Source organism: Streptomyces sp. NPDC002537 (genome assembly GCF_053594975.1).
In genome coordinates, this window is the sequence record NZ_JBSFWT010000034.1 from 1 (window position 1) to 12770 (window position 12770).

The window sequence follows — 12770 nt, forward strand, 5'->3', positions numbered from 1 at the left end:
CACGCTTCGCGCGCTGTCCTCAAACGCCGGACGGGCTGGTTTTCCAGCCCGTCCGGCGTTTGAGGACGCGGCCGCAGGACGCTCCCGCCGCAGGCGGCGACGGTGCCGCACCCGGGGACTCTGGACGCCCAGCGGCCAGCGGTCTAGCGTCGGGCCCGACCCGATGATCTCCCCAAGCCGGAGGCTCGAATGCCCGCCCGTACGACGTCGTTCGACCCGCACGACCCCCTCGGCATCGACGACCTGCTGACCCCCGAGGACCTCGCCGTACGGAACACGGTCCGTCAGTGGGCCGCCGACCGCGTCCTGCCGCACATCTCCGACTGGTACGAGCGCGGCGAGGTGCCCGGCATCCGCGAACTCGCCCGTGAGCTCGGTGCCATAGGCGCCCTCGGGATGCCGCTCACCGGCTACGGCTGCGCCGGGGCGAGCGCCGTCCAGTACGGCCTGGCCTGTCTGGAGCTGGAGGCCGCCGACTCCGGCATCCGCTCCATCGTCTCCGTGCAGGGCTCCCTCGCCATGTACGCGATCCACCGCTTCGGCTCCGAGGAGCAGCGGCAGCGCTGGCTGCCCGGCATGGCCGCAGGGGAGACCATCGGCTGCTTCGCGCTGACCGAGCCCGACCACGGCTCGGACCCCGCGGGCATGCGCACCTACGCCAAGCGCGACGGCACCGACTGGGTGCTGACGGGCCGCAAGATGTGGATCACCAATGGTTCGGTGGCCGGGGTCGCGGTCGTCTGGGCGCGGACCGACGAGGGCATCCGCGGCTTCGTCGTGCCGACGGACAGCCCCGGGTTCTCCGCGCCGGAGATCAAGCACAAGTGGTCGCTGCGCGCGTCGGTCACCAGCGAGCTGGTCCTCGACGAGGTGCGGCTGCCCGCCGACGCGGTCCTGCCGGAGGCCGTCGGGCTGCGCGGTCCGCTCGGCTGTCTGAGCCACGCCCGCTACGGGATCGTCTGGGGCGCGCTGGGCGCGGCCCGCAGCTGCTTCGAGTCGGCGCTGGACTACGCGCGGACGAGGGAGCAGTTCGGCAAGCCCATCGGCGGCTTCCAGCTCACCCAGGCGAAGCTCGCCGACATGGCCGTGGAACTGCACAAGGGGCTGCTGCTCGCCCACCACCTGGGGCTGCGGATGGACGCGGGGACGCTGCGGCCGGAGCAGGTCAGCTTCGGGAAGCTCAACAACGTGCGCGAGGCGATCGACATCTGCCGTACGGCGCGGACGATCCTCGGCGCCAACGGGATCTCCCTCGAATACCCGGTCATGCGCCACGCCACCAACCTGGAGTCCGTGCTGACCTATGAGGGCACGGTGGAGATGCATCAGCTGGTGCTGGGCAAGGCGCTCACCGGCATCGACGCCTTCCGGTGAGCACCGCTTCCCCGCCTCCGCCCGGTTTCACCCGAATTGATGGCGTCCGGAGCGCCGACTCGGGGCGGAACGTCAGCTCTGGTTGAAAAAGCCGCCGTTCGCGCGGCGCCCCGCCTCCCCGCTGAGCACCTGGTAGTCGGCGGGGGTGAGCAGGAAGACGCGGTTGGCCACGCGCTCGATCGAGCCGCGCAGGCCGAAGGTCAGCCCGGCCGCGAAGTCCACGACCCGCTTGGCGTCGTTGGGCTCCATGCCGGTGAGGTTCACGATCACCGGGACGCCCTCGCGGAAGAGCTCGCCGATGCCCCGGGCGTCCCGGAAGCCGTCCGGGGTGACCGTGGCGATGCGGGTGCCCTGTTCCTGCGCGGTCTCGTCCGCCACCCGCACCTTCGGGTTGGTCACCCAGGAGTCGCCGGGCTCGGGCCCCTCGGCGTAGTCGTCGTCGTAGTAGCGCTCGTCATCGCCGTCGTCGACGAGGCCGAGCCAGGCACTCGCCTTGCGCACCGATCCCATGGACGCCTCCTCTCACACGCGGTGTGGTCCGACCGCTTCTCTATCGTCGTCCATGTTGTGGATGGTGTGCCAAGTGGATAGCCGCCAAGCGAGGATTTCGTGACGCATCTGGTGCAAAGCGCTTGGCGGTGCGTCAGATCGCCAGAGAGCTTCGCCACACGCTCTGGACCTGGGCATATGCGGGACGGGGGTGGGCGCCGCGGGCTGCGGGCCGGTGTGGTTGTCCGGTGATTAGGATGCCCGGGTCTCAGCACACCACACACGGGGGCCGGAATTGTTCGGGATCGTCAGACCATGCCGTCATCGGCTGTCGGAGTCGATGCGCGCGGAGTGGATGGCCCATCTCTGCGGGCTGTGTCTGGCGCTGCGTGGCGACCACGGACAATTCGCGCGCGTCGCGACGAACTATGACGGACTGGTCATTTCGGTTCTGGTGGAGGCTCAGTCCCCGGGCGCCGGGGGCGCGGACACGTGGCGGCGCACGGCGGGGCCCTGTCCGCTGCGCGGGATGCGCACCGCGTCCGTGGCCAAGGGCGAGGGCGCGCGGCTCGCCGCGTCCGTCTCGCTCGTCCTCGCGTCGGCGAAGATGCGGGACCATGTCGCCGACGGCGACGGCCTCTTGGCGCGGCGTCCGGTCGCCGCGGCCGCCCGCAGGGTCGCCGCCAGGTGGGACCGGGCCGGTGCCCGTACGGGTTCGGACCTCGGGTTCGACACGGCCGTGCTGGTGGACGCGGTCGACCGGCAGGCCGGTATCGAGGCCCTGGCCGGAGCCGGCACACCGCTGTTGGCGATAACCGAGCCGACCGAGACGGCGACCGCCGCGGCCTTCGGTCACACTGCGGTGCTGGCGGGCAGGCCCGCCAACCGGGCGCCGCTGGAGGAGGCGGGACGGCTCTTCGGGCGGCTCGCCCACCTGCTGGACGCCGTCGAGGACCTGGCGGAGGACGCCCGGACCGGCGCCTGGAACCCGGTCGCCGTGACCGGCGCGGACCTCGCCGAGGTGCGGCGGCTGTGCGACGACGCGGTGCACGGGGTGCGGCTCGCGCTGCGGGAGGTCGACTTCGCGAGCAAGGCGCAGGGCCGGCTCGCGCACCTCCTGCTGGCGCACGAACTGGAGCGCGCCGTCGACCGGGCGTTCGGCACCGACGGGTGCGGCCACCGGCACCCCACCGCGGCCGGGCACGAGGCCCTGGAGCACGGTGCGCAGGGCGCGTTCGGCCCGCCGCCGGTCATGCCGCCCGGCGCCCCGCCCGAGCCGCCGAGGGAAGGACGGCGGCGCGGACTGGTCGCCGGCTGCGCGGTGTGGGCCGGGCTCTTCTGCACGTGCCAGGTGTGCTGCACGGACTACACGGACCCCTGGCACGGTCACAAGCGCGAGGCGTGGTGCGACAAGTGTGATTGCGACTGCAGCGGATGCGATTGCGGCGAGTGCGAATGCTGCTGCAACTGCTGCCAGAACAGCGACTGCTGCGATGGCTGCGACTGCTGTGGATGCGATTGCTGAGCAGGGCGGAACGAGGGGAAACGAGGGGAAGGGTGCGGCCGACCGCCGCGGTGTGAAGGCGTACGGGCTCGCGCGGGGCGCGATCAGCCCTGACGGGGACCGGAGCCGGGCCGGAGGCCGGTACAGGAACCCGGGGAGAGTACAGGGGAGCCCGGACACGAGGCGGACCACACCCGACCGAAGTCGATGTGGTCCCGTGTGACCAGCCGTTGCCCTGAGTGCATGTGCCAAGTGGAACAGCCATCCGGTTCCGCGTCAATGGCGTTGAGACGGCCCGTCCGCATCGTGGACGGTGGAATGGACATGCTTGACAGCAGGCCAGGACCCCGGCTTAGCCTCGGGGTCCGGTCGCGCTGAGGGGCGCGGCCCGGTGTGACGGCCTCAACTCCCGTGTTCGATCCCCGCATCCACGGAGCCTCCGCATGTCCGCGCACCCGGCCGTACCCGCCGTCCCTCCCATGCCTCTCGTCCCTCTCGCTCCCGCCGTCCCCTCGCTCGTCATCGTCGGCGCGGGCCCCCGCGGTACCGGCCTCGTCGAACGGATCGCCGCCAACGCGCCCGAACTCCTCGCGGGCGCCCGCCTCGACCTCCATGTCGTCGACCCGTACCCGCCCGGCGGCGGCCGCGTCTGGCGGCGCGACCAGTCCCCGCTGCTGTGGATGAACTCCATGGCGGAGGACGTCACGATGTACACCGACGAGACCGTGCAGCAGGAGGGACCCGTACGCGAAGGCCCCTCCCTCGCCGAATGGGCCGGCCTCGTCCGCGACGGCGCCGTGCCCGGCCTCGACCCCGAAACACTCACCGAGGCCCGCGAGTTGACACCCCGGAGCTTCCCCAGCAGACGGCTGCAGAGCGCCTACCTGGACTGGACGTACGCCCGCGCCGTGGCCGCCCTGCCGCCCGGCGTCGTCGTCCACGAACACCGCCGCCGCGCCTTACGGCTCTCCGGACCCCGCGCCGGACGCCAGCGCCTGTGGCTGGAAGGGCGGACCGAACCCCTGACCGCCGACCTCGTCGTCCTCGCCCTGGGGCACCTGCCCGCCGTGCCCGACAGCGAACAGGACGCCCTCGCCCGGTTCGCATCCGACCACGGACTCACCTATCTCCCACCGGAGTTCACCGCCGACAGCGACCTCGGCGGACTGCGCCCCGGCGAGGACGTCATCGTCCGCGGCTTCGGACTCGCCTTCGTCGACCTGATGGTGCTGGTCACCGAGGGCCGCGGCGGGACGTACACCGACGACGGCACCGGCACCCTGACCTACCACCCCTCCGGGCGGGAACCCGTCCTGCACGTCGGATCGCGGCGCGGCGTCCCCTACCGCACGAAGATCGACTACCCGTGGCAGGGCGAACGGCCGCCGCTGCCCCGCTTCCTCGGCCCCGCCGAGATCGAGGAACTGCGCCGCCGCCCCGTCCCGCCCGACTTCCACCGCGACATCTGGCCGCTGGTCGAGAAGGAGCTGGGATTCGCCCACTACCACCGGCTGTTCACCGCGCACCCGGAGCGCACCCGCGTCAACTGGCCGGACTTCGAGGCGAAGTACGCCCTGTGCGACCCCGGCAGCGCCGAACTCGACGCGCTCGTCTCCGCCTCGGTGCCCGACCCCGCCGACCGGCTCGACCTGGCCGCCCTCGACCACCCCCTGGCCGGTGTGCGGTACCCCGGCACCGAGGCGCTCCAGGAGGGCGTCCGCGCCCACATCGAAGCCGACCTCGCCCGCCGCCACGACCCCCGCCACAGCCCCGACCTGGCCGTCTTCCTCGCGCTGCTGTCCGTCTACGGACAGCTCATGGGCCTGGGCGACATCGGCACCTGGTGGCACGGCTTCTTCAGCTACGTGGCCTCCGGGCCGCCCGGCCCCCGGATGCGGCAGCTCCTCGCACTGTCCCGCGCCGGACTCGTGCGCTTCCTCGGCGCGGACACCGAGGTCACCGCCGACCGCGGACGCGGGGTCTTCCGCGCCCGCAGCGCGGTCGCGCCCGGCGCGGTGACCGAGGCGAAGACGCTCGTCGAGGCCCGGCTCCCGGCCCCCACGGTCGCCCGCTCGGGCGACCGGCTGCTGCGCGGACTGGCCGCCGAGACCACCGTGACCCCCGCCGGGCTGCTGGCCGTCAGCCCCGAGGACGGCCGGATGCTCGACCGGGACGGCCGCCCGCACCCCCGCCGCTTCGCCCTCGGCCCGCACACCGACGCCCGCGCCACCGGCGCCTTCACCCGCCCGCGCACCAACGGCCCCGCCTTCCGGCAGAACGACGCCACGGTACGGGCCGCGCTCGGCGCCGTCCGGGACCTGTTCCCGGACGACGGCACACGGGAGCGGTTCCCGGCCGGGAGCGCGAGGGCCCGCCCGGCGGATCATCCCCCCGCTCCGGACCCTGCTCCGGCTCTCCCGCCGCTCGGCTGACGCGCGTACCGGTCCACCACCGACACGTCCCTCACACCCCAGGGAACCCCCATGCCCTCACCCGTACCCACCCGGCCGCTCCACCTGGCCGTCGCCATCGACCGGCCCGGCGCCCGGAGCGCCGAGCCCTACGCCCGCGCGGCGCGCCTCGCCGAACACGGCAAGCTGGACTTCGTCACCCTCGGCGACACCCTCGGCCCGCCCCGGCGGGGCGGCGGCCGCCTCGACGCCCTCGCCGTGCTCGCCCGCGTCGCGCCCGTCACCGGCCGGATCGGGCTCGTGCCGACGGTCACCACCACGCACACCGAGCCGTTCCACGTCTCCTCCGCCGTCGCCACCCTCGACTGGGTGAGCCGCGGCCGGGCCGGGTGGACCGTCGACGTCTCCACCGACGAGGCCGCGGCCCGCCACTTCGGCCGCCGCCCCGCCGCCCCCGCCCGCGAACTCTGGCAGGAGGCGGGCGAGGTCGCCGACGTCGCCACCCGGCTCTGGGACAGCTGGGAGGACGACGCCGAGATCCGCGACGTGGCCACCGGCCGCTTCGTCGACCGCGACAAGCTCCACTACGTCGACTACCGGGGCACCGGCTTCGCCGTCCGCGGCCCCTCCATCGTGCCCCGCCCCCCACAGGGCCACCCCGTCGTCGCCGTCGACGCCACCGATCCGCTGCCCCGCGCGGCCGCCGCCCGCCACGCGGACGTCGCCTACGTACGGACCAAGGCCGACGCCGGCCCGGACGCGGTACGGGCGGTCCGCGACGAACTGCGGCGGCGCGCCCGCGCGTTCGGCCGCGACCCCGGCCGGATCGTCGTCCTCGCCTCCCTGCCCGTCGCGCTCCACGCCGCCGCCGACGCGGTGGCCCTCGCCGACCTGGCGGGCGCCTGGTACGCGGACGGCGCGGTCGACGGCTTCCACTTCCGGCCCGGCGACCCCGACCGGGACATCCCGCTGCTCGTCGACGGGACCGTGCCCGTGCTCCAGCACCGCGGGCTGCTGCGCTCCTTCTATCCCGGCGGCACGCTCCGCGAGCACCTGTGCCTGCCCCGCCCGGCCAACCGCTACGCCACGGTGAAGGGGATCGCATGACCACCCGTAAACGGATGCACCTCGCCGCCCACTTCCCCGGCGTCAACAACACCACCGTCTGGGCGGATCCGCGCTCCGGCAGCCAGATCGACTTCGTCTCCTTCGAGTACCTCGCGCGCACCGCCGAGCGCGGCCTGTTCGACTTCTTCTTCCTCGCCGAGGGGCTGCGGCTGCGCGAGCACAAGGGGCGGATCCACGACCTCGACGTCGTCGGCCGCCCCGAGTCGATCACCGTGCTCAGCGCCCTGGCCGCCGTCACCGACCGGCTCGGACTGGCCGCCACCGTCAACGCCACCTTCAACGAGCCCTACGAACTCGCCCGCCGCCTCGCCTCCTTGGACCACCTCAGCGGCGGCCGCGCCGCCTGGAACGTCGTCACCTCCTCCGACGCCTTCACCGGCGAGAACTTCCGCCGCGGCGGCTACCTCGACCACGCCGACCGCTACACCCGCGCCGCCGAGTTCGTGGCCACCGCCCGCGAACTCTGGGACTCCTGGGCGCCGGACGGCGTCCCCCGGCCCTTCGCCCACGAGGGCGAACACTTCGGCATCTCGGGGGTGTTCGACGTGGCCCCCGGCCCGCAGGGGCACCCCGTCGTCATCCAGGCGGGCGACTCCGCCGAGGGACGCGCGTTCGCCGCCGCCACCGCCGACGTCATCTTCACCCGGCACGGCACCCCGGAGGCGGGCCGCGCCTTCTACGCCGACGTCAAGAGCAGGCTCGCCGCGCACGGCAGGACCCCCGACGAGCTGAAGATCATGCCCGGGGTGACCGTCGTCCTCGGCGACACCGCCGCCGAGGCCCAGGAGAAGGCCGCCGAGATCCGCAAGCAGCAGGTCTCGCCCCAGACCGCCCTGCTCACCCTGGAACAGGTGTGGGGCCGGGACCTCTCCGCGTACGACCCCGACGGGCCGCTCCCCGACATCGACCCGGACCCCGACGGCACGGTCGCCCAGGGCCGGGTCGGGATCGGCGACCCGTTCGCCGTCGCCGCCCGCTGGCGGGCCGTCGCCGAGGCGAAGGGGCTCTCCATCCGGCAGACCGTGATCGAGACCGCCGGGCGGCAGTCCTTCATCGGCACCCCGGAGGCGGTCGCCGCGGAACTCGACGAGTTCGTCACCTCGGACGCCGCCGACGGCTTCATCCTCGTCCCGCACCTCACCCCGGGCGGGCTCGACGACTTCGTCGACCGTGTCGTCCCCCTGCTCCAGGAGCGCGGCGCGTTCCGTACGGAGTACACCGGCCCGACGCTCCGGCACCACTTGGGGCTCCCGCTGCCCGCCGCGCACTCCCCTGTGAAAGGTTGACCCGCATGAGCCCCGACACGCGACAGCAGTGGAAGACCTGGCAACAGGAGCGCACCGAAGCGGTCTCCGCGCCCTACGGCCCGCTCGCGCTCACCGGCACGTACTGGCTGGCCGATCACCCCGAGGGCCGCATCCCCGCCGTCCCGGGGCACTGGACCGCGTCCCCGGACGGCGGGAGCGTCCTGCTCACCGCCTCGCCCGCCGACGGGCTGACCGTCGACGGACGGCCCGCCGAGGGCGGGATCCGGCTCACCGCCGACAGCGAGCCCGGGACGGCCCGCATCGCCCACGGGCAGCGGCGGCTGCTGATCATTCGCCGCGAAGGACTGTGGGCGGTCCGCGTCTACGACCCCGACTCGGCGGCCCGCCGCTCCTTCACCGGCATCGACGTCTTCGACCACGACGAACGCTGGGTGCTGGACGGGGAGTTCCGCCCGTACGGGCAAAGCCGCACCGTCAGCGTCGAGAACGCGGACGGGCGGGAGCGGGGCCTCGGGCTCTCCGGCGAACTGGCCTTCCGCGTCGGCGGCGACGAGCACACGCTGCGGGTCGGGGAGGAGGCGGACGGCTCCCTGTGGGCGGTCTTCGCGGACGGGACGAGCGGGGTGTCCAGCTACCGCTTCCGGTTCCTGTACGTGCCGAGGCCGTCGCCTTCCGGCGCGGTGACGGTCGACTTCAACCGGGCGGTGCTGCCGCCGTGCGCCTTCTCCGACGCGTTCATCTGCCCGTTCCCACCGCCGGGTAACGGACTCCGCCTGGAGGTCCCGGCGGGGGAGCGGACGGTGTCGGCCGCCTGACGGGGACCTTCCCCGGCCCTGCGAGTCGACGACGAGGGGGCCGACGCGCGGGATGGTGCACAACGGCTGGTACTACGGCCCGTGTCGGCGCTAAGCTGACGCCTGCGCGGCCGGATCGGCTAGTGCAACAACGGCCGTGCACAGCAAGGAAGCCCCCACCACGGATCGGAATCATCCGCAGCGGGGGCCTGCAGCAGGGCTTTTCGGGCCGGAGGCTAATACTTCTAGCCTCCGGTCAGCCCTTGAACCACCTCCTCACCTTCAGCGTCATACGCTTCCAGATCGACGGACGTGGCCTGCGGTGACGACCCATTCGGGGCGCCCCCCTTTCGTCGCGGCCGTGATTCCGGCGACCGCTACCGGAGGAACCCGATTGCCGGGCCCCCCGTGGACCCGACGCGTGTCGGCTCCTCCTTGAAGGGGGGCGCACCGTGGTGCGCCGGGTCATACGCTACCGCCCTTGAGGGCCAACTCGGGCCGTGCGTAAGGAAATGCGTCTTTCGGGTGATCTGCGCGGCGTTTGAAGCCCGCGGCGTCCGAAAGGTGCTCTTGCGGTACCCGCGGCAGGGGCCGAATACTCGCCGGAGCGCTTGTCAGGGGCACGGCGAAAACGGAACGGCCGGGCCCGATTGGCTGCGCCTCACCCGACCCCCCACGGGAGGAAGACAACGTGAGGATCAAGCGCACCACCCCCCAGCGCACCACCGGGAAACGAGCCCGCGTCGCCGTCGCCACCGGCCTCCTCGCCGCCGCCGCGCTCGTCGCCACCGACGCCCACGCCGCCGACCGCGGCGGCTCCGCCGTCACGGCCGCCCGGCTGTCCGCCGCGAGCGCGGCCGTGCAGGCCGCGGACGTCGCGGGCACGGCATGGGTCACCGACAGCGGCAGCGGCACCGTCGTCGTCACCGCGGACTCCACCGTCTCCGCCGACCGGATAGCCCGTATCAGACAGCAGGCCGGGCCGGACGCCGACGCGATACGCGTCGAGCGCACCCCCGGCACGTTCCGGAAGTTCCTCGCCGGCGGTGACGCCATCTACGCGCCGACCTGGCGCTGCTCCGTGGGCTTCAACGTCCGCAAGGGCACCACCTATTACTTCCTCACCGCGGGCCACTGCACCCAGGGCAAGCCGCCCTACTACGCCGACGCCGGGCACGGCACCAGCATCGGCCCCACCACCGGCACCAGCTTCCCCGGCAACGACTACGGCATCGTGCAGTACACCAACGGCTCCGTCGCCCACCCCAGCGCCGTCGACCTCTACAACGGCAGCACCCAGCGCATCACCTCCGCGGGCAACGCGTCCGTCGGCCAGGCCGTACAGCGCAGCGGCTCCACGACGCACGTGCACGGCGGCAAGGTCACCGGCCTGAACGCGACCGTCAACTACGGCAGCGGCCAGATCGTCCGCGGACTGATCCAGACCAATGTCTGCGCCGAGCCCGGGGACAGCGGCGGCGCCCTCTTCGCCGGGTCCGCGGCCCTCGGGCTGACCTCCGGCGGCAGCGGCAACTGCACCACCGGCGGCACGACCTTCTTCCAGCCGGTCGGCCCGGCGCTCAAGGCGTACGGAGTGAGCGTCTTCTGAGCGGCCCGGCGCGCACGGACCCTGACCGCGAGCGAGCACCGACCCCTTCCCCACGCCTTGCGGCCAGCAGCACGGAGCCCCCGGCCCGGCCCGCCGGGCCGGGGGCTCGACCCCGGTCCGGGACGGGCCTACCGTGGGATGTGACACCTGACATGCAGGGCAAGGGGTCGTGCCATGGTCGAGGAACTGGTATTGGCGGCGGCGGGCGCCGGGTCCGCGTGCGCGGTGTACGCGATGGCGGCGGCCCGCGTGGTGAAGCAGTACGAGCGCGGCGTGGTGCTGCGGCTCGGCAGGCTGCTCCCGGAGGTCAGGACGCCCGGCTTCACCATGGTGATCCCCGGTGTCGACCGGCTCCGCAAGGTCAACATGCAGATCGTGACGATGCCGGTGCCCGCCCAGGAGGGCATCACCCGGGACAACGTCACGGTGCGCGTCGACGCGGTCGTCTACTTCAAGGTCGTCAACCCCGCCGAGGCCGTGATCGCGGTCGAGGACTACCGCTTCGCCGTCTCGCAGATGTCCCAGACGTCCCTGCGCTCGATCATCGGCAAGAGCGACCTGGACGACCTCCTCTCCAACCGGGAGAAGCTCAACCAGGGCCTGGAGCTGATGCTCGACAGCCCGGCCATCGGCTGGGGCGTGCAGATCGACCGCGTCGAGATCAAGGACGTGTCGCTGCCGGAGACGATGAAGCGGTCGATGTCCCGGCAGGCGGAGGCGGAGCGCGAACGGCGGGCCCGGGTGATCAACGCCGACGCGGAGCTCCTGGCCTCGAAGAAGCTGGCGGAGGCCGCGGCCACGATGTCCGAGCAGCCGTCGGCCCTCCAGCTCCGGCTGCTGCAGACGATCGTCGCCGTCGCCGCGGAGAAGAACTCCACGCTGGTGCTGCCCTTCCCGGTGGAGCTGCTGCGCTTCCTGGAGCGGGCCGAGCAGCACCATCAGCCGCCCGCCCCGGCGGCGCCGTCCGCCCCGGCGAAGCCCCCGGACGAGGAGGGCACGGGCCTGGCGTAGGAGATCGCGCGGCACTCAACTGCCCTGTGCTGTACGTGAGTTGGGTCACTCGGGGGAGCGCGCATGAATATGCGCGCAACGGGAAGTAAGCCTTGTGCACTCCCTCGTCCGGTGGAGATACTCGACGACACCTTGGCATGGACGCGAATTTCGTCAAGCCACGCACGGGTTCGTGCCAGCCGTCCTTCCGGGCCCATGGGCGCCCCACCGCCCGGCCTGTCCCCCCACTGGAGGTGCCGAGTTGAAGCCTTTCCGGGTTCGAGTGCGCGCCGTCCTGGCCGCTCTGTCGGTGACCGCCCTCGCGGCGGTGACCCTCGGTCCACAGCAAGCCGAAGCGTCCGACACCACCTACTCCGAGATCCGACTCGAAGCCGCACGCGTGGTGTTGGACTCGATGCCCGCCATTCCCGGTACGGCCTGGGTGACCGACCCGAGAGTCGGCAAGCTCGTCGTCAGCGCCGACCCCACGGTGAAGGGCGCCGAGCTGGCCCGGCTCAACAGGGCCGCCAAGTCCCTCGGCGACGTCGTGCTCGTGAAGAGAACGGCCACGAAGCTCACCCGGTACATCGCGGGCGGCGGCGGGATCTACGGCGGCAAGTACCGCTGCTCGCTCGGGTTCAACGTCCTCGACGCCAACAACAACCCGTACTTCCTCACCGCCGGGCACTGCGGCAACGTCGAACCGCAGTGGGCCGCGAGCCCGGACGAGGCCCGGGCCGGGTCCTGGAGCGGGAAGACCGTCTCCTCGACGTTCCCCGGCGAGGACCATGCCCTTGTCCAGTACGCCCCGGCCGCTGATCATCTCAGCCGGGTGGACCTCTACGGCGGCACCCAGCCCATCACCCGGGCCGCCGACCCCGCCGTCGGCGACGGCGTGACGCGCAGCGGCTCGACCACGCACGTGCACAGCGGCAAGGTCACCGGGCTCAACGCCACGGTGAACTACCCGGAGGGCACGGTCAGCGGACTGATCCAGACCGATGTCTGCGCCGAGGGCGGCGACAGCGGCGGCCCCCTCTTCCACGACAACACGGCGCTGGGCCTCACCTCGGGCGGCAACGGCAACTGCATGATCGGCGGCACGACCTACTACGAGCCGGTCACCCGCGCCCTCGCGGAGTACGGCATGCACATCGGCTGAGGCACCCCCACGAACGGCGGCCCCCGGACACACCTCCACGG

General features: G+C 72.9%; 9 protein-coding genes and 1 pseudogene. 9 read left to right on the forward strand and 1 reads right to left on the reverse strand.

The window, feature by feature from the left end:
* Positions 1-189 precede the first annotated feature (189 nt).
* Complete coding sequence (locus ACWD4A_RS17305) at positions 190-1374, forward strand: acyl-CoA dehydrogenase family protein (protein ID WP_451194666.1); 1185 nt, start codon at positions 190-192, stop codon at positions 1372-1374.
* Positions 1375-1446: 72 nt separating this feature from the next.
* On the opposite strand, the gene ACWD4A_RS17310 is transcribed toward ACWD4A_RS17305, so the two are convergent.
* On the reverse strand, positions 1447-1884 hold the full coding sequence (locus tag ACWD4A_RS17310) for a cell division protein SepF (RefSeq protein WP_451194668.1): 438 nt from the start codon (positions 1882-1884) through the stop codon (positions 1447-1449).
* 274 nt (positions 1885-2158) lie between these two features.
* On the opposite strand from ACWD4A_RS17310, the gene ACWD4A_RS17315 reads away from it, so the two are divergent.
* The 8 genes and pseudogenes from ACWD4A_RS17315 (at position 2159) to ACWD4A_RS17350 (ending at position 12729) form a co-directional block, all read left to right on the forward strand.
* On the forward strand, positions 2159-3388 hold the full coding sequence (locus ACWD4A_RS17315) for a DUF5685 family protein (RefSeq protein ID WP_451194670.1): 1230 nt from the start codon (positions 2159-2161) through the stop codon (positions 3386-3388).
* A gap of 458 nt (positions 3389-3846) precedes the next feature.
* A complete protein-coding gene (locus ACWD4A_RS17320) occupies positions 3847-5799 on the forward strand; it encodes an FAD/NAD(P)-binding protein (protein ID WP_451194672.1) in 1953 nt (650 codons plus the stop codon).
* A gap of 51 nt (positions 5800-5850) precedes the next feature.
* Complete coding sequence (locus tag ACWD4A_RS17325; protein WP_451194673.1) at positions 5851-6885, forward strand: LLM class flavin-dependent oxidoreductase; 1035 nt, start codon at positions 5851-5853, stop codon at positions 6883-6885.
* Positions 6882-8192 (forward strand): NtaA/DmoA family FMN-dependent monooxygenase, encoded by a 1311-nt coding sequence (locus ACWD4A_RS17330; RefSeq protein WP_451194675.1) that lies wholly within the window; start codon positions 6882-6884, stop codon positions 8190-8192. Before ACWD4A_RS17325 ends, ACWD4A_RS17330 begins: the two co-directional genes overlap by 4 nt.
* A 5-nt stretch (positions 8193-8197) precedes the next feature.
* Positions 8198-8989, forward strand: a complete 792-nt coding sequence (locus ACWD4A_RS17335; RefSeq protein WP_451194677.1) for a DUF1684 domain-containing protein — start codon at positions 8198-8200, stop codon at positions 8987-8989.
* Between the two features lie 670 nt (positions 8990-9659).
* Entirely contained in the window at positions 9660-10577 is a 918-nt protein-coding gene (locus ACWD4A_RS17340) for a S1 family peptidase (RefSeq protein WP_451194679.1), read from the forward strand.
* Between the two features lie 174 nt (positions 10578-10751).
* Positions 10752-11570: pseudogene (locus ACWD4A_RS17345) on the forward strand (slipin family protein); the annotation flags it as partial.
* 259 nt (positions 11571-11829) lie between these two features.
* A complete protein-coding gene (locus ACWD4A_RS17350; RefSeq protein WP_451194681.1) occupies positions 11830-12729 on the forward strand; it encodes a S1 family peptidase in 900 nt (299 codons plus the stop codon).
* The last annotated feature ends 41 nt before the right edge of the window (positions 12730-12770 follow it).